Origin of the sequence: Rhodobacter sp. JA431, assembly GCF_900217725.1 — a bacterium.
GTDB classification, from domain to species: Bacteria; Pseudomonadota; Alphaproteobacteria; order Rhodobacterales; family Rhodobacteraceae; genus Rhodobacter; species Rhodobacter aestuarii.
Genome location: NZ_OBMP01000004.1, coordinates 216650 through 238742 on the forward strand (window position 1 = coordinate 216650; position 22093 = coordinate 238742).

Sequence of the window (22093 nt, forward strand, 5' to 3'; positions counted from 1 at the left end):
TAGGGTTCTGCCGCTGTTCCGTCAAGAACTTGCGGGCAGCGCTAACGCATCATCGATTTGTGTATCCGAAAGCGGCATAATCTCGCCCGTCGTCGTCCACAGCAAAAGGCACTCCACCGCGCGACCGGGGTAGATTTGGCGCAACGCACCGCGATAGGCCGCCATTTGGCGCACCAACCCCAAAGGCACCTGATCAACGGCTTGGGGCACCACGGCATTGGATTTGTAATCCAACACCCGAACCCGGTCGGGCAATATCTGCAACCGGTCCACAATGCCGTGGAGTTTTGGCCCCCCCAGTTCGGGCAAATCGGCGGTGAGTTCCACTTCGGCCAGTGACGTGCCCGCAAGGAACCCCGCCGCTTCCACCGCTTTCAAAACCTTGCGGGCCTCGCACAAAAGCGTCTCTGTTTCGGCATGATCGGCGAAATCTTCGCCAAAGGCCAAAAGATCTTGGGCAATCTCATCCCAGCGCTCTTCAGGCCATTGCGGCAGGTGTTCCAAAAGCAAGTGCAATTGCCGCCCGCGCCGCAAAGCGTCTTCTTGCGAAAGCAGCGCCCCTTCGCCGGGCAGCGCCTTGCCCCCCCCAAGGTCAGAGGCAGAGAGCGGCCGCTCTGCCGCCTCCGGTGCGCTCACACGTTCGCCCGCCCATGCGGGCAAAGCCACGGTTTGCGCCGCCGCCTTTTGCGCGGGCGTGCCGTTTGCGGGCCACTCCCCATGCGCGAAACGGCGAATTTCGCCCAAAGCCTGCACCTCGGGTGAAAGCGCCGAAACAGTCTCTGTTCCGGCAGAATTCATCCCCGCTTCCATCAGCGCATACCAGCTTTCGCCGCTCTCATCCTCATCGCCCGCCTGCGCGATGATCAGCCATTTCTCGGCCCGGGTCATCGCCACATATAACAGCCGCAACCGCTCTTGCCGCTCGCGCGCGGCTTTGGCTTCTTGCGCCTCGGCCAAGGCGTAAGGCTGGGGTTTAAAACTGCCCTTCCAAAGCGCCGTACCATCCTCCGCGCGCAAAATCTCCCCGCGATTGGAGGCTTTGCGCGGCGCGGTATCGGGCAAAATCACGATCGGCGCTTCCAGCCCCTTGGAGCCATGCACCGTCATCACCCGAAGCGCGCTGCCGGCCCCCTCAAGCTGGCGCTTGATGTCCACCTCTTCCGCGCCAAGCCAAGCCAAAAAGCCCGTCAGGCTCGGCACTTCGCTGCGCTCATAGGCCAAGGCCTGCGCAATAAGCGCATCAATCCCCTCTTCCGCCTCAGACCCAAGCCGGGCGAGCAATTTACGCCGCCCATCATGGCGAATAAGCAGCCGCTCAATCAAATCATGCGGGCGCAAGAAATCTGCCTGATCGCGTAGGTCATGCAACACGGCCAAAACGTCTTCTTGCGTGCTTTCGCGTAGCGCCTGCCACAAAAACCCTTTGCGGCCATGCGCGAGCCGGAAGAGCGCATCTTCCCCCAAACCAAAAAGCGGCGAGCGCAGCGCGCCCGCCAGCGCCAAATCATCCTCTGGCGTGGCCAAAAACGCCAAAACAGAGAGGATATCCTTCACCGCCAATTCGCCGCCAAGGCGCAACCGGTCGGCCCCCGCCACCTCGATCCCGCGGGCTTTGCAGGCGCGGATAATCTCAAAGAACAACCCCTGCCGCCCCTGAACCAGCACCAAAAAATCCCCCGCATGCACCGGGCGGGGCCCATCTTTATCGGGGATTTGCACACCTGCCGCGATCATTGCCGCAATTTCCGCCGCCACCGCGCGCGCCAGCACAACAGGCGCAGTTTCCGCGCCGGGCAGGTCCACCGGGTCTTCCCAATCGCTGGGCTCGACCTTTTCGGGCTTGGGCACCACGGGCCAAAGGTCCACCCGGCCGGGGAGGTCTTCGTGAAAGGCCAAATGCTCTGGGACACCGCCCACACCCTCAGATGCCGGGCCTTGGAAGGTCAGGTCCACCAGCCGCAAAATCGCCAGCGACGAGCGGAAAGAATGCAGCAAAGCCGCATCTTGCAAGGGGCGCTGCACCGCTTGGAATTTTTCTGAAAAGCGGGTCTTTACCGCCTCAAAATGCTCCAAATCCGCACCTTGGAAGGAATAGATCGACTGCTTGCGATCCCCCACCACAAAGATCGTGCGCGCCTCGCTGCGCGCGCCTTCGCCGGCGGTAAACTCATCGGCCAAGCGTTCAATCACCCGCCATTGCCCGGGGGAGGTATCTTGCGCTTCATCCACCAAAATATGGTCGATCCCGCCATCGAGCTTGAACAAAACCCATTGCGCGGTGGCGGGGTTTTCAAGCAATGCGCCCGCGCGTTCGATCAAATCATCGAAATCCAGCCAGCCGCCTTGCGCCTTTTTCGCAGCCAAGCGGGGCAGCAGCACTTTGGCAAAGCGGTGCAACACTTGGGTCCGCTCAAGCGCTTGCAGGGCAATGGCTTGCTGGCGCGCTTCCAGCACTTGCTCTGCCAAATCCAAAAACGCCTCGGCCAGCGCGTCGCCCGCCGCTGCCGTAGCCCCTTTGGTCAAAAGGCCTTTGCGGACATGCGTGCCCTCTTTCACCAGAACCAGATCGGCCAAAGCCTCCAATTCCGGTAGCCCCGGGTCGGCAAAATCAATCGCCGCAAGCCCCGCGACGAGCTTTTGCATCGTCTTGCCCTTGTCGGTCTTTGCGGCGGCCATCACCTCAGAAATCAGCGCTGGCGTGCCCGTATCAAACACCCGCGCGGGCAGGGTTTGCAGCGTCAGGCCTGCGGGGATTTGAAGCGCTTGCCGCAAGGCGGCTTCATCTAATGCACCGGTAAAAGCGTCTCTGTTCTGGCTGATTTCGGAAATTATGCTGCCCAAACTCGCGCCGCTAAAGGCGCGCAAAAAGGCGTCAAATACCGCGCGGTCAGGGCTGGTGGCGAGTTCCTCCAGCACCTCTTCGCGCATCCGCTCGCCAGAGCGGTCATCAAGCTCGGCAAACCCATGCGAAACACCGGCTTCTAGCGGAAAGCGGCGCAAAAGCGCGCCACAAAAGGCGTGGATGGTTTGGATCTTCAACCCGCCCGGCGCCTCGATCGCTTGGGCAAAAAGCCGCCGCGCGCGTGCAAGGCTTTCGGCATCCAGCGCGCCTTCCACACCCAGCACCTGAAGTTCGGCACGCAGGCGCGCGTCATCCAGCATCGCCCAACCGCCAAGGCGCTTGAGCAGACGGTTTTGCATCTCGGCCGCCGCCGCCTTGGTATAGGTCAGGCACAGCACCTTTTGCGGCTCTGTTCCTGCAAAAAGTAGCCGGGCGACGCGGTCTGTCAGCACCCGGGTTTTGCCAGAACCGGCATTGGCCGAAAGCCACGTAGAGCTGCCGGGGTCAGCGGCGCGCACCTGCCGCTCTGTCGCCTCGTTGCGCTGGCTCATCCCACATCCTCCGGCACCGAAAGATCGGTGATATCCCATTCGCCGAAGCGCGAGATCTGGTCATAATCGCTGCGCTCGCGCGTGGTCTCGAGCGCGCGGCGCGGCACAAAGCCCTGATCGCGGCGCAGATAGCGCGCCAAGAGCGCCTCCAACTTGGCCCAAGTTTCTTCAACATCTTCGGGCGCGAGCTTCAGCGTGCGACACTCCCCCGTGCCGCCGAGCCGAATGTAGCGCATCGCCGCAACCGGGCGCGGGCCAAGCTCAGAAAAAGCGCCCCGCGTGATCATTGCCGCTTCGAGCGGAAGCTGTTTGTCAAACAAAGCCACCTGAGCATCACTCGGCACGGTGCCGGATTTATAATCGTAGACCACCGCACTGCCATCTTGCAGCACGTCAATCCGGTCGGGCTTGGCGGTCAGGCGGAAGTTCAGTTTTGACAGATCAACGCCGCCTTTGGTTTCAATCAACGCGGGGCTGCCCTCGGCCCGGCGACCAAATTCCTGCGCCACCAAATTGGGGGCGATCCGCGAAATCCGCGCCAGCCACAACCGTTGCGCAGAGGGCCAAGAGATCATCTCTGTCAGCGCGTCTTCGGCGATCTGCATCAAAAGCGCTTGCGCGTCTTCGGCTGTCATTTGCGGGTCAAAGGCATCGACAAATCGCTCCACCACCAAATGCAGCGCCTCGCCGCGCAGGCGCGGGTCTGGCTCCGGCGTCAGCGGATCAAGCGGGTTGAGCCGCAGAACATTGCGGGCGTAAATCGCATAAGGGTCGCGGATCAGCGTTTTGACTGCGGTGACTGAAAGCTGCCTTGGCCGCGCATCCTCAGGCGGGCGCGGGGCGGGGCGCGGGGCCGGGGGCACGGTCGCGGTGGGCGCTTCAAGAACCTGCGCCATCGCCATCCATTTGCCGCCCCGCGCGCGCATCGCTTTCAGCGCCTCGGGGCCCTGCGCATGGGGCAGACCTTCCATCAAGTTCAAAAGCCGATTGAGCCAGCGCGAGGGCACAGTTTCTGCCTCCGCATCGCGGCGCGCGCGGCTCAGCACCACTTTCGGCGCGCCAATCGCTTGCTGAAAGTCATGTGCGGAAAGACCAATTTGCCGTTCGGGCACCAATAGACCCGCTTCAAGCCGCATTTGGCGGCTCAGCCACGGGTCCGGCGCAGGAGCCTCGGGCCAGCTTTTTTCATTCAGCCCCGCCAAAATGGCAAGGTCAGCGCCATGCACCCGCGCCTCTAGCGTACCTAGGAAAATCACCTTGGGATGCGCGGCAAGCGGGTTGCGCACTTGGCCTTTATCAAGCAGCGAGTCGATCAGATCGGCGTAGTTTCCGGCGCTGACCTCAAGCGCCTCTTCCGCCGCGCCGCGCAGTTCAGCAACCACACGCCACGCCGCCCGGCCAGCCTCGGCCTGCCACAATTCGCTCGCTTCGACCGTGCCAGCGGGGCCGGCGGCAAAACCGCTGAGCAGCGCCAAATGTGTCTCTAACCAAGCTGAAACGGGCTGCTTGGTTGGCGGCGCAATTTGCGCCAAAACCCCAGCAAGCCACTCGCCCCAAAGCGCACAATCGCCGCCCACAGCCCCAGCCCAATTCTGGATGGCTTGCGGGGTTGGAAAGGCCGGGCCATCGCGGCGCAGCTTCAACTCCAAGTCACGGGTAAAGCGCAGATGGTCGCCGCGGCCCGCGCCCCCGGTCGCCACCAGCGGGTGTTTGAGCACGACCAAAAGCGCATCCAACGTGAGCGGCGCACAGGGCAACCGCGCCAAATGCCGGATCAACCGCCCCGGCGCAGACAGCGCCAGCGGAAGCCCGGCTGAATCATCAGGCACAATCCCCCAACGGTCGAGTGCTGCGGTGACGCGGCGAGTCAGCATCCGGTCGGGCGTGATCAGCGCTGCGCTTTGCCCCCGCTCTACCGCATCGCGCAGCACCAGCGCCAAAGACAGTGCCTCTTGCCGAGGATCGGCGGCCTCGATCAGCGTGATGTCTTGGCAAGCCTTTGGCAGATCGGAAAGCCCCTGCCCCTCTTGCATCCATTGATCGGTGACCGGAGAGGGGCGAAGGGCAAGCGAAACAAGCGCATTGCGCGCGGGCGCAGGCGGCGTGGCCGTTGTCCAAGGTTGGACCTGATCGGTGCTCATGGACAAAGCATCAAGCAAGGCGCGGAAACGAAACTGCGGATGATCCTCAATCGGGAATGGGCCAGAATAGAGACTGTTCCAAGCCATTTTCGGCATATCAAAATCATAGCCGGGCAGCACCAGCGCGCCTTCGGGCAAGGTGGCGACGGCCTGCATCAAAAGCCGCGTTGCCCCGCGCGAGCCGGTGGAGCCTGCGACAATCACCCGCGGCGGGTTCGGCATCTCGGCCCAAGAGTGTGCCAAATGCTCAATTACACGGCGCTGGCGCATTTCCGGGTGCGGGTCGCTGTCGGCGGCAAAAAACTGGCTGACGATGCGAATGAACTGCAGGCTTTGGCGCCAATGCTCGGCATGGCTGTCGCGAATATCAAGGCGCTCCAACGCCTCCGGCGCGACCCCCTCGCTGTGCATTTCATCCATCAAGGCGGCAAGGCTATCGGTCAGGGTAAAAATACCACTGCCGGTTTCAAACGCGGGCAGACCCCGGGCGAGCTGGTCCACCAAGCGCGCGAGTTCCAGTTTGCGGCGCAGGGGCGGCGCGGCAGGCGGCAGGCCCGGCACCGGAAAGCGCGACAGATCGGTGACCAAATGCAGGCGCGGCAGAAACCGGGTGCCGAGCCTGTCAAATTCCTCCCGCACCCTGCGCTGCATCCGGCCCGAGTTCAAAAACAACAGCGTTTGCGCCATTTCCTCGGGCGGGGCGTCGCCCAAACGGTCCACCAGACCGCGCACCAATTCGCGGGCGAAATCGACCCCACAAGGCAAGGCGAAGACTTTGGGCAGTTCAACCGGCATCGCTCAGCATCCCTTCGGCAAGTGCAATGCAGTCGGGGCGGCCCACATCGCACCAGCCACCTTGATGCACCACCCCATAGGCGCGGCCCTCGGCAATGAAGCGATCCCAAAGAAGGTTAAGCGAGAAAACGGGCTCCAAAATCGTCTCTATTCCAGCAGGATTGAGGATTTGCGCGCCAGTGTAAACGTAACCCTTGCCGCGCGTGACGCGGCCTTCCTCATCAAGAGAAAAATCGCCCGCGCCCGCATAGCCAAGCGCGGCCTCGGTCGGCACAAGAGCGAAGAGAACCTTCATACGCGCGCCATCCCATGCGTCGCGCAAGGTGGTGAGCACATTTGGCCCAGTCCACGCCGCGTCGGTGTTGAGCGTATAAACCGGCCCCGACCCCAAAAGCGGCAACGCTTTGCGCAGGCCGCCGCCGGTTTCCAAGACCTTGCCGCTTTCATCGGAAATTTGCACCCCCGTGCCCGCCAGATGCGCTTGCACCTGATCCCCAAGGTAATGGGTGTTGGCGACCACGGTGCCGATTTTGGCACCCCAGACCAGATCCAGCGCATGGTCGATGAGCGGCTTGCCCGCCACCGCGATCAACGGCTTGGGCCGGTTTGCGGTGAGCGTCTTCATCCGGGTGCCAAGCCCGGCGGCAAAAAGCATCAGCGCGTCGGGGGCGTTCGGCATGCGCGGGTCATCCTTTCGATCAAGGCGGCGTCTGGGGGGAAAAGCGCGGCCTCCACAACTTGGCTCAGGGGGGCAAGCGCCTCATGTGCGAGGTTGCGCTGAAGGTTGGCCCAAACCCGCGGCATCAACGGCAGATAACCGGGCTTGCCCGCCACCAAACAAAGCCGCGCAAAAATCCCCAAAATCCGCAAGGCGCGCTGCGCGCCCAAAAGCGCATAGCTTTGGCGGAAACGGTTCCCATCAAACCCGCGCGCGGCGGCATAGCGAGCAACCTCGGTGGCCTCAATCGCGGCGGGAACATCGCGGCGGGCATCTTGCAAGGCGGAAACCAGATCATAGGCCGGATGGGTCGCCACCGCGTCTTGAAAATCCAAAAGGCCAAGTTGGGCTGCACCCATGCGCTTTGGCAGCCAAATCACGTTTTCCGCGTGGAAATCCCGCAAGGAAAGCACAGGCAAAACAGGCTCTATTTCGGCATAAAACTGAGTGATGAGTGGTGCGATGTCCTGCGCCGCCCAACTGTCGCGCAGCGGATACCATTCGGGCAAGATCGCAACCAAATCGCCAAGGCCGGGGCCATCAAGCGCAGGCAAAAAGGTGGGTGCGGGGCGGCGATGCAGGTCCAGAAGAAAATCGGTGATCGCGGCGTAATAGCCCGCTTCCCGTTCCGGGTGGCGCGCAAGCAACCGCGCCAAAAGATCATCGCCGAAATCTTCGAGCAGCATCAGGCCCAGATCAGGATCGGCGGCCAGAATGCGCGGGGCGGAAAAGCCTTGCTCTAAAAGCCATGCATCAATGCGGCAAAAGCGGGCGAATTCATCACCGGGCGGGGCGATCATCAGCACCGCAGTTTCGGCCCCATGCGTCAGCCGTTCATAGCGGCGTGCGGACGCATCGCCCGCAAGTGCTGCGCGCGCGGTCGCCCCCCAACCCGAGCGGGCCAGAAATGCGCTGATCTCATCCTCTTGCGCCATCACAGCCCCTCAAGCCGCTTGGCCCATTCGGCACCGCAATGAAAAGCGACTTGGCGCGCGGCACCACCATCGGTAAGCGAAAACCGCAAGGTTAGAGCCTTTTCAGGCTGAAAACTGCCCAAACGCTCGGGCCATTCGATGAGGCAAATGGCGGTTTCAAACGCCTCATCCAACCCCAGCTCAATCACCTCATCCGGGTGGGTAAGGCGGTAAAGATCGGCATGCCAAATCTCGGGCGCCTCGCCATAGGTTTGCACCAAGGTGAAGGTCGGCGAGGGCACATCTTCCATCCGCCCCAGAAAAGCGCGGATCAGGCTGCGGGCGAAATGGGTCTTGCCCGCGCCAATTGGGCCGTCGAGCAGCAGCACATCGCCCGGCTGCACCAGCGCGGCAAACTGCACGCCAAGCTGTTCAGTGGCGTCGGCATCAGGCAGATTAAGGGTGCGGACTTTGGGTTGTGCGGACATGCGCGCACTCTAGCGGCACCGCTTGGCACGGCAAGCCCCCTCGGCACCCGGTCAGCGCAGCAAAAGCGCGGTGGACTCCGCCTGAGGCACTGGCTTTGGTTGCTCTGGCGCGATCAGCGCGCGGTGACGCGGCCTGAAACTGGCCAGCATCGCACCACCGGTCAGGGGCACAAACCGGCAATCGATCGGCTCGCCATCGATCCGGCGGATCACCTCCCCCTCGACCAAGCGGCGCACACCCAGCGTGGTGTTGAAACTGCGCGCCTCGGCCCAAAGCGAGGTTTGCTCGCATTGCGCCTGCCAAAGCCGGACCGCATCGGCAATCGTGCTGCGGGAAACAGAATGGGCGACGCCGGTCCCCCAAAGCCGATCATAGGCAGCATTGGAAGCGGTCATTTCCCCCGAAGACTGAAACACCGCCACCGCTTCGCCCATTTGGTCGAGCACTTCTTGACCCTGTTCCAATTCAGCGCGCATCCGCCGGGCCATCGCGCTTTCAGCGGAAATATCTTCGAACAAAAACGCCACCGCGCCATCGGGATGCGGGCGCCCGGTCACGCGATAGGTTTGACCGGAAGGAAGGTTCCACGTTTCACAATGATAGCCCGAGGCCGCCGCCCGCTCCAGTTCGGTCATTTGCAGCCGCCAGGTGCGGTAATCTTTCGGCTCGGGCATCATCCGCGCCTCGCGCAGACGATCCAAGAAGGCATAGAGCGTGGGGCGCGTGGACAGAAATTCCGCCCCAAGCTGGGTGAGGTCAATCAGCGAGGGGTTGAAAATCTGCAGGCGCCGTGACCGGTCAAAGACCGCAAGGCCAATCGGCAAATCGGCGAAGGTCTTGCTGAGCGTTTGCACGAAATCGCGCAGCGCTGCCTCCGCCCGCACCGTGGCATCGGCTGGCACCGCAAAATGCAGCGAACCACGCTCCAACGGGTAGGAATGGCAATCGAACCAGTCGATTTTGTCGGGCGCTTGTTCCAACCGCATGCGGCGCATGCTGCCCGGGCGCAGCGCGGGATCAAGGTCAAATAGGCGCGGCAGCGGCCAGATCAGACTGTCATCGCTTTCGGAAAACGCGCCCGAGCGCAGAACATAGGCCCGGTTCGCCCAAGTGAGCATGCCCGACGCATCTTCGCGCCAAATCAGCACCGGCGCGCGGTCCAGCGTTTGGCGCATGTGATCAAGCTCGTCTTCCAGCGCGCGTTGCGACAGGCCATCAACCAAGACGCCCCGCCCCTCTGCCTCGGGGTCAATCAGCGTGATCCGGGCGAGGCCGTTCACATCCTCTGCCACAAGCTGCAATGGCAGCGTCCGCCCCTCTTCCAGTTTGGCGCGGATCTCTATTTTGCCGCGTTCGGAAAGCTGCGCCATGCGCTCGGCAAACCCCTCAAACCGAGGAGAGATAAAAGCGCAAAGCCGCGTCCAATCGTCGGCAGCCATTGGTGCTGCATCCAGAAGAAGCCGTGCAGGCGGCGTGGCGTCGACCAAATCCCGATCATCGAACAAAAACACCGTTTGTTCGAGCACCGGATGCACTGAGCTAGATTTTCTTGGCGCTTTTTTGCGCCCGGTAAGGAAGGTGACCGCCAGCAGCCCTATGGCCACAGAGCCGACGGAAGTAACGACGATAATGATCGCCTGAAGATATTCGACCTGCATGACTGCAGCCCCTCTCGCTGTCCCGCAGTCATGATTGATCAATAAAGGTTAATGGGTCGTTAAACAGGTTAGGTTTGATTCACCATTAGCTTTGGATCGGAACATTTTCGCCCAAGGGACCAGCTTCGGGTGCAAGCAACCGCCCGATGTGCCAGCGCAGTTCAACCATGGCCCCCGAACGGCGCGGCACCGGCGCGTTCTTCTGATAAGGCTCTGTTCCGTTGGAAAAGCGCAGTTTTGCGCCGGTCCGCTCCAGAAGTGTTTTGGCGATGAAGAGCCCAAGGCCCATGCCTTCATATTCGGGGCGCTCCATCTTGTTGGAGCCCCGGCTGGAGATGAAGGGGTCGCCAATGCGGTTGATCACGCTTGGCGCATAGCCCCGACCATCGTCGCTGACGCGGACGATGATGCTGCGGTCGGTCCATTGCGCATCCACCCAAACCGTCGTTTGTGCAAAGTCGACCGCGTTTTGCACAAGGTTGCGCAAAGCATGGACGAGTTCCGGGTAGCGGTAGATGGTCGGCTGGCGTTCAGAGCCGCCTTCGCCCGGAACACAGTCGAAATAGATATTCTTGCCCCGCTCCATATGCGGCTCGGCGGCCTCGCGAAGCACGGCCAAAAGCGGCGCAGTGCGCAGATGCACGTCATCTTTGCCCGCGCGCCCCATGGAGCGCAGAATATCGCGGCACCGATCCGCCTGATCGCGGATCAGGACCGCGTCGTCAAAAAGCTCTGGATCATCGGAAAGCTCATCGGCCAATTCGCTCGACACCAGTTTGATCGTGGCCAAGGGCGTGCCCAATTCATGCGCCGCCGCAGCCACCACACCACCAAGGTCCGTCAACTTTTGTTCGCGCGAAAGCGCCAATTGCGTGGCAAAGAGTGCATCAGACATGGAGTGGATTTCTTGGGCGATCCGGTGCGCATAGGCCCCCAGAAAGATCACGCCAATCACGATGGCGACCCAAGTGCCAAATTCGATCTGCATCGGCACGGTGATCAGCTCACCATCATGGGTGCTCAGCGGTTCCGCCACCAAAGCCACAAGCGTGATCATCAAAATCGTCGCGCCACCCAAAAGCAGCGTTGGCCGCAGCTTCAGCGCGGTGGCCGCAATCGTCACCGGCACAAGAATGAGCAGGGCAAAGGGGTTATTGAGGCCCCCAGTCAGCGTCAGCAACAGCGCCAATTGCGCGGTGTCGAACAGAAGCGTTGTCGTCACCTCAACCTGCGAAAGTCGCCGCGATTCCGGGTAAAGGTTGATCGCCGCAATGTTCGCCACCACCGCCGCACCCACGGTGATGAGGCACAGGGGCAGGTTCAACTCGATATTGAAAAACGTATGCGCCGCGACCAGCGCCGCGAGCTGACCGAAAATCGCCGCCCAGCGCAGCAAGATCAGCGTGCGCACCCGCACCCATTCCTGATGGCTTAGCGTTGCCGAAATATCGAGTTCCACCCGCTCGGGCGCTCGCAGCAGATCAGCCATCGCTAAAACCCTCTTCTTATTAAAAAATCCCTGCCTCTTGATATTCGCGATGGGCTGGGCAATCAATGGCTTGCTTGAAAGGATGTCGCATGGCCATTTCTGCGAAAACTGCCGCCGTCGGCGCCACGCTTGCTGTGGTGGCACTGCTGGGGGTGACCTACACGCTGACCGTGGGCGCTGGCGCCGATGACCCCTTTGCCGAATGCCGTGTTGGGCCGCGCGCGGGCGCCGCCCAGATTGGTGGCCCGTTCACGCTGCTTTCGGAAACCGGGGCAACGGTGACCGACAAAGAGGTGATCACCAAGCCGAGCCTTGTTTACTTTGGCTACACATGGTGCCCCGATGTCTGCCCGATCGATTCAGATCGCAACGCAGAAGCTGCCGAACTGCTTGAGCAGCGCGGCTACGATGTGACCCCGGTCTTTATTTCGGTGGATAGCGCACGCGACACACCCGAAAGCCTGCAAGAATTCACCGATATCATGAGCCCGAAAATGATTGGGCTCACCGGCACGAAAGCGCAGATTGATGCTGCGGTGAAAGCCTACCGCGCCTATTACAATGTGGCCGACCCAAGCGACCCTGAAACGCTGATCGACCATTCCACTCAGACCTATCTGATGGACCCAAAATTCGGATATCTTGATTTCTATGATCGGGACACACCGCCCAAAGAGATGGCCGATAGCGTCGCTTGCTTCATCGACGCGCTGAAAACAAACGCAAAATAAGACGCATCTGATCAAGAGAAATTGACCCGCGCGACAGTTCGTCCTAGAAACTGGAAAACGGGTGGAAGGGGAAGACCATGGCCGACGAAGAATTTACCGAACTGGGTAGCGACCGCACGCTTCTTCTTGTTGATGACGACAATGCCTTCCTGACCCGCTTGTCGCGTGCAATGGAAAAGCGTGGTTTTCAGACCGAGATCGCCGAAACTGTCGCCGCTGGCAAAGCCATCGTGCAAAACCGCGCGCCCGCTTATGCGGTGATCGACCTGCGGCTGGAAGATGGCAACGGTCTTGAAGTGGTGGAAGCGTTGCGCGAACGCCGCCCCGAGGCGCGCATTGTCGTGCTGACCGGTTATGGTGCGATTGCGACGGCCGTGGCCGCTGTGAAAATGGGTGCCACCGATTATCTGTCGAAGCCGGCCGATGCGAATGACATTTCCAATGCGCTGCTCGCCAAAGGCGAAATGTTGCCGCCGCCGCCGGAAAACCCGATGAGCGCGGACCGTGTGCGTTGGGAACATATTCAGCGCGTTTACGAACTTTGCGACCGCAACGTTTCGGAAACCGCGCGTCGTTTGAATATGCACCGCCGGACGCTTCAGCGGATTTTGGCCAAACGCAGCCCGCGTTGACCTTTAATACTACTTGAATATTTCACAATAATAATCGATATCCGTAGAAACCCCCATGGAGGCTTTTATGGATATCGAAGACCTTTCGCTCAGCGAACTCAAGGCCCTGCGTGCGAAAGTAGACCGGGCGATCGTCACTTACGAAGATCGTAAGAAAAAAGAAGCTCTTTCGGAGCTTGAAGATGTTGCCCGCAAGATGGGCTATTCGCTCGCCGAATTGACGGAAATGACCGTGAAGAAACCGCGTAAAGCGGTGGCGCCCAAATACCGCAATCCGGAAAATGCCGAAGAAACCTGGACCGGGCGTGGCCGTAAACCGAAATGGGTTGAAGCGGCTCTGTCGGCAGGCAAAACCATCGACGATCTGCTGATTGCCTGATTGGGGCGTTGCGGGGTCACACCTCCGCTTTTAGCCACTCAATGAATGTTTTGGCCGCTGGGTTCACCGGACCTGGCGGCCTGACTATATAATAGCCCAAGCTTTCCTCGGTCAGCTCGTGAATTTTTACGAGCCAGCCAAGCTTCAAATCTTCTTGAATAAGGGATTCTGTTTCCAAATGGAGGCCAATCCCTTCGCGCGCTGCCGCAAGCGCCAATTCCTCGTTCGGAAAGTCCACAAACTTTAGCGCGGCGGGCTTGAGCCCCATGCTTTCGAGCAATTGCATTTGCTCTGGCCAGTCGCCCTCTCGAATCCACGGCAGGACCGACATCTCTCGCAACGAAAGCCTTGTGCGCCCGCCCAGCAATTCGGGCGCTGCAACCACCACCTGCGGCGCAGCGGTCAGAAATTCGGATACCACCCCGCGCCATTTTCCCACACCGAACCGCAAGCCCAGATTGGCGCCTGCGGTTTGCAGGTCGACCACCCGCGCTTCTGGCAACAGCGAGAGCGCGATATCGGGATGCTTCTTCCAAAACCGCGCCAGCCGCGGCATGAGCCATTCAGAGGCGAAGGTCGGCGGCACCGTCACCGCGAGTGGCTTTTCAGACCCCGTGGCGCGCAGATGATCAGCCGCAGAAAGGATTGTCGCAAAGCCCTCGCCCAGCGCCTCGGCAAAGCGCTGGCCCTCTGGCGTCAACGCCAGATGTTTGCCATCGCGCCACACAAGCGGCACGCCCAGATCGGCCTCTAACGCACGAACCTGCTGTGCTATCGCAGCATGGGTAACATTCAGTTTACGGGCTGCTGCACTGAAACCACCCTCCTTTGCCGTTGTGACAAAGGCACGCAGGGCCGTAAGGGGCGGCATTCTTTTCCAGTCGATTTCACTCATGTGTTAGCCAATCTAACAGGTGGTGAAAAATTCCTGACTCGCTTTACAGCCCGCGTCAAGGCAAAGCAGGCGCAGAAGGAAGACAAGGAGATCCGTGATGTTCCGGATGCTTGGAGAAGTATTCACCTTGGCGATTGGCGGCTACGCGCCCCGCGCCCGTAAAGCTGGCGAATACACGTTCAACCGCTAAGCGCGGTCAGCAGGCTTTGATAGCGCGCCGTGAATTCGGCGCGCACCTCAGCCGGGGGACGCAAACGGATCGTCAGCCCCCGCGTATGCACCAAATCAGGCTTGCCAAAAATCCGATCCGCTTCCGCTTTTGAAAATCCGGCAATCTGCTCGGCTTCCAGCCGGGCTGAAACCGTATCCGCCGCTTTGATCGCTTTCTTGATCGGCGCGGGCAATGCGGCTGGCAGGCCAAAGCGCAAATGCACCGCCGCCGTCAGCCGCGCATCCAACTCACCATAGCCCGACCCAATTGCCGCTTTGACCGGGCTGATCATATCGCCCAGCACATATTCGGGCGCATCATGAAGCAGCGCCGCAAGCCGCCAGCGCAGATCAATGCCGGGGTTCATGCGGGCAAAAAGCTCTTCCACCAAAATCGAATGTTCGGCGACCGAATAGGCATAATCGCCAAGGGTTTGCCCGTTCCAGCGCGCCACGAAAGCAAGCCCGTGGGCGATGTCTTCGATCTCGATATCCATTGGCGTCGGGTCCAGCAGATCAAGCCTGCGCCCCGAAAGCATCCGCTGCCACGCCCGTTTCATTGCACCCTCCACATAGGTGCCTTCTGCTAGCCAATGCGGGCGCGGCTGTAAACGGGATGCGGAACTTTAAAGCCCCATCTGACGTTAACCTTTTGTGCGACCAATCGAAAGGGGGCCCGCCATGACCATCTCCACCCGCAAGATCACGTATATCGGCGCAGCCGTTGCGCTGGCGATGCTGGTTCCGGTGACGGTCGCCTTTTCAAGCATTGATCCTGATGAGGTTACTGGCCCCGCCGAACCGCAAGCTTGGGCCTCCAGCAATGCGGACTGGGGTCGCCCGATGGATGATCATGGGGCCGATATTGCCTATGGCGATTTGAGCGTCTTTGACGCGATTTCGGAAATCGGCGCCGATCAATCCCCCAATGTGCCCTATTGTGATCGCCATGGCCGTTTGGGCGAAACGCTTGCGCATGACTTTGGCGAACACCCCCGTGTCCAGCGCCCACTTTCAAACAACCGTTCGGTGGCGCTTTGGGCCTCTGATGTGATGGGGACTTGGACCGCCGTTTATACCCGCGCCGACGGTGTGGCCTGCGTGGTCTCTTCCGGGATCGGCTGGGAAAGTGGTGGAAACCCTATTGCTCTGCTCGGTTCTGCGGGCTTGCTAAGCAATGGCTAAGCACCGCGACCACTGCTCCGTTGCTGCGAAGCTGAGGGGATGGTAGACAGCGCCAACTGAAATTTGAAGGAAGGCGTCATGGTCGATTACATCGTCAAAGATATCAAGCTGGCCGACTACGGTCGCAAAGAACTCGATATTGCCGAGACCGAAATGCCGGGCCTGATGGCCTGCCGCGAAGAATTCGGGCCGAGCCAGCCGCTGAAAGGCGCGCGTATTGCCGGGTCGCTGCACATGACGATCCAAACCGCAGTGCTGATCGAAACGCTCAAAGCGCTTGGCGCCGATGTCCGCTGGGCCTCGTGCAACATCTTCTCGACGCAAGACCACGCGGCCGCGGCCATTGCTGCGGGCGGCACCCCGGTCTTTGCGATCAAGGGCGAAACCCTTGAGGAATATTGGTCCTATACCGACAAGATCTTCCAGTTCGAGGAAGGCACCTGCAACATGATCCTCGACGATGGCGGGGATGCGACGCTTTACATCCTGCTTGGCGCGCGCGTCGAAGCGGGTGAAACCGATCTGATCGCCACGCCCACCTCGGAAGAGGAAGTGTGCCTGTTCAACCAGATCAAAAAGCGCATGGTCGAAACCCCCGGCTGGTTCACCAAACAGCGCGAAGCGATCAAGGGCGTTTCGGAAGAAACCACCACCGGCGTGCACCGCCTTTATGACCTGCACAAGAAGGGCCTGCTACCCTTCCCGGCGATCAACGTGAACGACAGCGTCACCAAGTCGAAATTCGACAACAAATACGGCTGTAAGGAATCGCTGGTCGACGGTATCCGCCGCGCCACCGACACGATGATGGCGGGCAAAGTGGCCGTGGTCTGCGGTTATGGCGACGTGGGCAAAGGCTCGGCCGCCTCGCTGCGCGGCGCTGGCGCGCGCGTGAAAGTCACCGAGGTGGACCCGATCTGCGCGCTGCAAGCGGCGATGGACGGGTTTGAGGTCGTGGTTCTCGAAGACGTGGTGCATGACGCCGACATCTTCATCACCACCACCGGCAACAAAGACGTGATCCGCATCGAGCATATGCGCGAGATGAAGGACATGGCGATCGTTGGCAACATCGGCCACTTCGACAACGAGATCCAAGTTGCCGCGCTGAAAAACCACAAATGGACCAACATCAAAGACCAGGTGGATATGATCGAGATGCCCTCGGGCGCGCGGATCATCCTGCTCTCGGAAGGACGTCTGCTGAACCTCGGCAACGCCACCGGCCACCCGAGCTTTGTGATGTCGGCCTCCTTCACCAACCAAACGCTGGCGCAAATTGAGCTGTGGACCAAGGGCGAAGAATATCAGCCCGGCGTCTACATCCTGCCCAAAGCGCTGGATGAAAAAGTGGCTCGCCTGCATCTGAAAAAGATCGGCGTGAAACTGACCGAACTGCGCCCCGACCAAGCCGACTATATTGGTGTCACGGTCGAAGGCCCCTACAAGCCGGAACATTACCGCTACTGATCTGGCAATCAGAAACGTTCAAACGGGGCCCTCGCGGCCCCGTTTTTTATTGCTTCGTTCTATTGTCCTGTCTCTAATTCTGCTTGCGGGATGGGAAACTCCAATCAACTTTGAGGTTACCGCGAAAATCATAAAACACGCAAAGGGAGAGAGATGATGGGGAAACGGGACGAATTGATCGCCAAATATTCCGAAGACCTGAAATCCAAATGCGGCATAGAGCCGGATATGGATTTGCTGACCAAAGTCACGATCGGCTGCGGCCCGGCGATTTATAGTGCGGATGCAGAAACTGTCGCCGCAACGCAAAAGGAAGAGTTGGACACCGTTCGCAAGAACTTCCTCGTCAAGAAACTCGGCCTGAAAGATGGCCCAGAGTTGGACGATGCGATTGACGCGGTCATCGAAATCTATGGCCGCTCAGAGCGGAACAAATACCGCGCCGTTGTCTATTACATGCTGGTCAAACACTTCCGCAAAGAAGCCGTTTACGCCTAATCAGATTGCCCAAGCGCCCGGTGATCCGGGCGCTTCACATTTTAAAGCAGCGCTTTGATGCCCACAACATGGGCGTGATCGGCGGCTTTCACATCGGCCACCAAGGCTTCAAGCGTTTCATCCATCGCCTCTGGGGCAACGATCCGGTCGACAAGCCCCCACGCCAGCGCCTCTTCCGCGCCGACCTTCTGTCCCGCCATCAGCAGCATTTTCGCCCGCGCCGGACCCACCAAGTTTTCAAGGCGCTTCGGGTCGGAGGGCTGCGGCATGAAGCCAAGCTTCATCACCGGATAAAAAATCTTCGCTTCCGGCACGGCAATCCGCAGATCACAGGCCAAAACCATCCCCATCGCGCCGCCCGCAAGCGTGCCATTCAGCGCAGCAATCGTGAGGCAATGGAGCGAGGCAACGCTGCCCGATAGCTTTTCCCAAACCCAATCGGTGGCAAGCCCGGCACGCGCCTCATCCAAATCGGCACCAGCAGAGAAGACCTTACCTTTGCCGCGCAAGATGAACGCATTCGCCTTGGCAGCCTCGGCGGCTTCTGCGGCTTCGGTGATTTGGATCAGCATATCCCGCGTGAGCGAATTGGCTTTTTCAGGCCGATCAATCGTGACTGTCCAGATACCCTCTTGATCATCAACATGGATCATCGCCCAAACTCCCGATTTCTGCCGAACTCGTCCTAGCAACCCGTTCGGCCCTTGACCATTGGGAACACGCGTCAGAGGATGCGTGCGTCCATTTTCCACAAGAGGTCACATATGACACGGCTTCGCACCGCTGGCACAACGGCTTTCATCGCCCTTCTTTTGAGCTCGACGGCGCTGCGCGCCGATGTCACCCCGGAACAAGTCTGGGAAAGCTGGCAAAAACAATATTCATCCTATGGTTTCACCGTCGCTCCGGGCAGCGTGGATCGTTCTGGCGATACGCTTGCCATTCGGGACGTTGTCTTTACGGCGGCGGATCCCGATGGCTCCACCACCACGGTTCTGAACGTGCCCGCGCTTTTGCTTGAAGACCAAGGTGATGGCACCGTGAAAGCCTCGGTCGAAGGGGAAATCACCGGGACCAATAGCGCCAATGTGGATGGCGGTACCGAAACGGCGCATATCCGGATCGACAAAAGCGAAGCCATTGCCGTTGTGTCGGGCACGCCCGAGGCGATGTCTTACCTGATCGACGCGCCGAGCATCATGCTTGCGGTAAGCACAGAAAGCACGGTTCCGAGCGCGGGTGAACCGGCTGAAGTATCAATGCAGCTCACCGGGCTTGCGGGCACCCAACAAGTGACCGCCGATGCCACGGCGCAAACCATGAAAACCGACATGAAAGCCGCCGGTATGACCATGCATCTGACGGGCACGGACCCGGAAGAAGGCACCACGGTCGTTGCCGATGTCGCGCTGACGGATCTGGCCATCCTTGGCACGAATGTGATGCCCGAAGGCGCCGATGCCGCCGAAATGGGCAATGCCATCGGCATGGGCATGAGCACCGACATGAAGATGGGCTATGGCGGCGTCACCTACACGATGTCTGCTGAAACCAGCGATGGCCCGGTGAACATTTCGGGCAGCGCGCAATCGGGCCAAGCCACGATCGCGCTGAGCCGCGATGGGTTCCGCTACATGGTTTCGGGCGACAATACCGCGGTTTCGGTGCAAACCGCGCAATTCCCGATGCCGGTTTCTGCGCAAATCGCGCGCGGTGAGATGGATCTGGCTCTGCCGCTTTCGGCCACGCCCGATGCACAACCCGTTACCGCCAAGCTGGTGATTGATGGGCTCAGCGTTTCGGAGCAGCTTTGGGCGATGTTTGACCCGCAAGGCCATCTGGGCCACGGCCCGGCCACTTTGGTGATTGACCTGAGCGGCAAGGCCAAAGCGCTGATGGATCTGTATTCGGACGAAGCCGCAAAATCGCCGGTGCCGCCGATGCAGATCGACAGCCTTGACGTGAACAAGATCCAGCTCACCGTTGCGGGGGCGGATCTGAGCGGCAAAGGCGCGCTGACCTTTGACAATTCGATGGGCATGCCGATGCCGCTTGGCGCGATTGACCTGCAACTCTCGGGTGCCAACAAGCTGATGGATGGGCTCGTTGCAATGGGGATGATGCCCCAAGATCAGGTGATGTTCGCCAAGATGATGATGGGTGTTTATGCCACGCCGCAGGGCGAAGACATGTTCAGCTCGAAGATTGAGTTCAAAGAAGGCGGGCGCATCCTCGCCAACGGGCAACCGATCCAGTAAAGCAAACCAACGCATGAGCCGCCCGGTCCACGCTGGGCGGCTTTTTCATTGAGGAACCGATGCCGCCAGTTTTGTCCGATCTGACCGAGGCGCTGCTTGCCGCCGCCAAATCCGCCGGGGCCGAAGCCGCCGATGCGCTTGCTGTTGAGGGCCGCGCCGTGTCGATTGATGTGCGCGGCGGCGCGCTGGAACAGGCGGAACGCTCTGAGGGCGTGGAAATTGGCCTGCGGGTGCTGATGGGCGGGCGTCAGGCTTGTGTCGCCGCCTCGGATATTTCGGCGCGCACGATGGCCGATATGGCCGAACGCGCAGTGGCAATGGCGCGCGAGGCGCCAAATGACCCCTATGCCGGGCTCGCCGATCCCGCGCAATTTGCGCGCGCTTGGGATATTGCCGCCTATGAGATTGAAGACCCAAGCGCCGAGCCGGACCCGGCCGCACTTGAAGCCGATGCCCGCGCCGCAGAAGCCGCAGCGCTTGCGGTTTCTGGCGTCGCGCAGGTGCAATCGGCCTCTGCCTCTTGGTCTGGACGCAAGCTGCATTTGGCCAATTCAAAGGGATTTTCAGGGGGTTACGGGCGCACGTCTCGTTCTGTTTCTGCCGTTGCAATTTCGGGCGAAGGTGCAGAGATGGAGCGCGATTGGGCCGCTGAATCGCGCATTTTCCAAGCTGATCTGCCCGCTGCGGAAGAGGTCGGGCGCCTTGCTGGCGAACGCGCCGTGGCACGCGCCAAGCCCCGCCGCCCGAAAACGGGCGCCTATCCGGTGCTGATTGATGAGCGTGTGGCGGGCAGCCTGATCGGCCATCTCCTTTCGGCGATCAACGGCTCGGCGATTGCGCGCGGCGCCTCTTGGCTGCGTGATGGGCTTGGCACGCAGGTTCTGCCCAAAGAGTTGAGCCTGATCGAAGATCCTTTCCGCCCGCGCATTTCAGGCTCGCGCCCCTTTGATGCCGAGGGACTGCCCACGCAGCGCCGCGCGATTGTGGAAAACGGTATCCTCACCGGTTGGACGCTGGATTTGGCCACCGCGCGCAAACTGGGCCTGCAAAGCACCGCCAATGCTTCACGTGGAACGACCTCAACGCCAACACCCGCCACCGGCAATGTGGCGCTGACCCAAGGCACCCGCTCACGCGATGAATTGTTGCGCGACATGGGCACCGGGCTTTTGATCACCTCGTTCATCGGTGCCACGATCAACCCAACGACGGGCGATTATTCGCGTGGGGCCAATGGCTTCTGGGTTGAGGGAGGCGAAATTCGCTATCCGGTGAACGAATGCACCGTGGCGGGCAATTTGCATGACATGCTGCGCGCGATCATCCCCGCCAATGATGCCCGCACACATCTGAGCCATGTCGTTCCCTCGCTTTTGCTGGAGGGATTGACCCTTGCCGGGGCCTGATTACGCCACCGATCTTGCGCTTCTGAGCGAAGCAGCCGTGGCAGCGGGCGAACTGGCTTTGCGTTATTGGAAGCGCGCGCCCAACGCTTGGGAAAAGGATGGCGGCGCCGGCCCTGTGTCAGAGGCCGATCTGGCCGTGAACGATCTTTTGGCCGAGATTTTACGCGATGCCCGGCCCGATTACGGCTGGCTATCGGAAGAAAGCCAAGACGATCCGGCTCGGCTCGCCGCCAAACGGCTGTTTGTTGTTGACCCGATTGATGGCACGCGAGCGTTTTTGGCCAATGAACCGGGCTTTGCCCATGCAATTGCGGTTGTTGAAAACGGCAAGGCGGTTGCGGGGGTCGTGCATTTGCCGGTGCTGGAACAAAGCTACACCGCCACGCTGGATGGCCCGGCGCAATTGGATGGAAAAACCATCCAAGCCACGGAAACAGAAGAGATTGATGGCAGCACGCTGTTGACGGTGCGCGCCGTTGATGAGCCGTTTCATTGGAACGGCCCCTGCCCCGCTTACAAACGCAGTTTCCGCCCTTCGCTTGCGTGGCGGCTCTGCCTAGTGGCAGAGGGGCGCTTTGATGCGAGCCTTTCGCTCCGTCAGGCATGGGAATGGGATGTCGCCGCCGCGAGCCTGATTGCGGAGCGTGCGGGCGCGGTCACAAGTGACCGGATTGGCACGCCGCTGAGCTTTAACACCCCCTCTGCGCGGGCCGATGGACTGTTGGTCGCAAACCCGATTTTACACGCGCATTATCTGGCGGCGCTGCGCCGATAATCGCCACGATCCGGGCAATCCTTACCGGTTATAAACCTTCTTTGCCTAGCTTCACCC

General features: G+C 60.5%; 19 protein-coding genes. 9 read left to right on the forward strand and 10 right to left on the reverse strand.

Annotated elements, in window-relative coordinates; translation table 11 throughout:
• Positions 1-21 precede the first annotated feature (21 nt).
• The 7 genes from addA to regB form a co-directional block, all read right to left on the reverse strand.
• Complete coding sequence (gene addA, locus CRO18_RS10235; protein WP_097082046.1) at positions 22-3393, reverse strand: double-strand break repair helicase AddA; 3372 nt, start codon at positions 3391-3393, stop codon at positions 22-24.
• Positions 3390-6329, reverse strand: a complete 2940-nt coding sequence (locus CRO18_RS10240; protein WP_097082047.1) for a PD-(D/E)XK nuclease family protein — start codon at positions 6327-6329, stop codon at positions 3390-3392. The genes addA and CRO18_RS10240 overlap by 4 nt, the downstream gene beginning before the upstream one ends.
• A complete protein-coding gene (locus CRO18_RS10245) occupies positions 6319-7008 on the reverse strand; it encodes a nucleotidyltransferase family protein (RefSeq protein WP_097082048.1) in 690 nt (229 codons plus the stop codon). Before CRO18_RS10245 ends, CRO18_RS10240 begins: the two co-directional genes overlap by 11 nt.
• Positions 6984-7982, reverse strand: coding sequence for an aminoglycoside phosphotransferase family protein (locus CRO18_RS10250; protein WP_097082049.1), 999 nt, complete (start codon positions 7980-7982; stop codon positions 6984-6986). Before CRO18_RS10250 ends, CRO18_RS10245 begins: the two co-directional genes overlap by 25 nt.
• A complete protein-coding gene (tsaE, locus tag CRO18_RS10255) occupies positions 7982-8449 on the reverse strand; it encodes a tRNA (adenosine(37)-N6)-threonylcarbamoyltransferase complex ATPase subunit type 1 TsaE (protein WP_097082050.1) in 468 nt (155 codons plus the stop codon). The genes CRO18_RS10250 and tsaE overlap by 1 nt, the downstream gene beginning before the upstream one ends.
• Positions 8450-8500: 51 nt before the next feature.
• On the reverse strand, positions 8501-10108 hold the full coding sequence (locus tag CRO18_RS10260) for a PAS-domain containing protein (protein WP_097082051.1): 1608 nt from the start codon (positions 10106-10108) through the stop codon (positions 8501-8503).
• Between the two features lie 85 nt (positions 10109-10193).
• The gene (gene regB, locus CRO18_RS10265; protein WP_083952017.1) at positions 10194-11597 is read right to left on the reverse strand and encodes a sensor histidine kinase RegB; all 1404 of its coding nucleotides are present in this window, start codon (positions 11595-11597) and stop codon (positions 10194-10196) included.
• A gap of 89 nt (positions 11598-11686) precedes the next feature.
• On the opposite strand from regB, the gene CRO18_RS10270 reads away from it, so the two are divergent.
• The 3 genes from CRO18_RS10270 to CRO18_RS10280 all read left to right on the forward strand — a co-directional run bounded on the left by CRO18_RS10270 (position 11687) and on the right by CRO18_RS10280 (position 13339).
• The gene (locus tag CRO18_RS10270; RefSeq protein WP_097082052.1) at positions 11687-12328 is read left to right on the forward strand and encodes an SCO family protein; all 642 of its coding nucleotides are present in this window, start codon (positions 11687-11689) and stop codon (positions 12326-12328) included.
• Between the two features lie 77 nt (positions 12329-12405).
• Positions 12406-12960 carry an ActR/PrrA/RegA family redox response regulator transcription factor gene (locus tag CRO18_RS10275; RefSeq protein ID WP_076484337.1) on the forward strand — a complete coding sequence of 185 codons (555 nt, stop codon included), beginning with the start codon at positions 12406-12408 and terminating at the stop codon, positions 12958-12960.
• 67 nt (positions 12961-13027) lie between these two features.
• Entirely contained in the window at positions 13028-13339 is a 312-nt protein-coding gene (locus tag CRO18_RS10280; RefSeq protein ID WP_076484528.1) for an H-NS family nucleoid-associated regulatory protein, read from the forward strand.
• A 16-nt stretch (positions 13340-13355) separates the two neighbouring features.
• Here the strand turns inward: CRO18_RS10280 and CRO18_RS10285 are convergent, their stop codons facing one another.
• On the reverse strand, positions 13356-14210 hold the full coding sequence (locus CRO18_RS10285) for a LysR family transcriptional regulator (RefSeq protein ID WP_170952628.1): 855 nt from the start codon (positions 14208-14210) through the stop codon (positions 13356-13358).
• Positions 14211-14413: 203 nt separating this feature from the next.
• Positions 14414-15004 (reverse strand): HD domain-containing protein, encoded by a 591-nt coding sequence (locus CRO18_RS10290; RefSeq protein ID WP_097082053.1) that lies wholly within the window; start codon positions 15002-15004, stop codon positions 14414-14416.
• A gap of 121 nt (positions 15005-15125) precedes the next feature.
• Here CRO18_RS10290 and CRO18_RS10295 point away from each other — a divergent pair, with 121 nt between their 5' ends.
• The 3 genes from CRO18_RS10295 to CRO18_RS10305 all read left to right on the forward strand — a co-directional run bounded on the left by CRO18_RS10295 (position 15126) and on the right by CRO18_RS10305 (position 17597).
• Positions 15126-15629, forward strand: a complete 504-nt coding sequence (locus tag CRO18_RS10295) for a hypothetical protein (protein WP_097082054.1) — start codon at positions 15126-15128, stop codon at positions 15627-15629.
• Positions 15630-15707: 78 nt separating this feature from the next.
• Positions 15708-17099, forward strand: coding sequence for an adenosylhomocysteinase (ahcY, locus tag CRO18_RS10300; RefSeq protein ID WP_076484334.1), 1392 nt, complete (start codon positions 15708-15710; stop codon positions 17097-17099).
• Between the two features lie 156 nt (positions 17100-17255).
• A complete protein-coding gene (locus tag CRO18_RS10305) occupies positions 17256-17597 on the forward strand; it encodes a DUF2853 family protein (protein WP_097082160.1) in 342 nt (113 codons plus the stop codon).
• Positions 17598-17638: 41 nt separating this feature from the next.
• Here the strand turns inward: CRO18_RS10305 and CRO18_RS10310 are convergent, their stop codons facing one another.
• Complete coding sequence (locus CRO18_RS10310; RefSeq protein WP_097082055.1) at positions 17639-18250, reverse strand: enoyl-CoA hydratase/isomerase family protein; 612 nt, start codon at positions 18248-18250, stop codon at positions 17639-17641.
• A gap of 111 nt (positions 18251-18361) precedes the next feature.
• Between CRO18_RS10310 and CRO18_RS10315 the strand changes: the two genes are divergently transcribed.
• The 3 genes from CRO18_RS10315 to CRO18_RS10325 are packed head-to-tail and all read left to right on the forward strand — an operon-like array spanning position 18362 to position 22036.
• On the forward strand, positions 18362-19855 hold the full coding sequence (locus tag CRO18_RS10315; RefSeq protein WP_076484331.1) for a DUF2125 domain-containing protein: 1494 nt from the start codon (positions 18362-18364) through the stop codon (positions 19853-19855).
• Positions 19856-19914: 59 nt separating this feature from the next.
• Positions 19915-21261, forward strand: coding sequence for a TldD/PmbA family protein (locus CRO18_RS10320; RefSeq protein WP_097082056.1), 1347 nt, complete (start codon positions 19915-19917; stop codon positions 21259-21261).
• Positions 21248-22036 carry a 3'(2'),5'-bisphosphate nucleotidase CysQ gene (locus CRO18_RS10325; RefSeq protein ID WP_076484329.1) on the forward strand — a complete coding sequence of 263 codons (789 nt, stop codon included), beginning with the start codon at positions 21248-21250 and terminating at the stop codon, positions 22034-22036. Before CRO18_RS10320 ends, CRO18_RS10325 begins: the two co-directional genes overlap by 14 nt.
• Positions 22037-22093 lie beyond the last annotated feature (57 nt).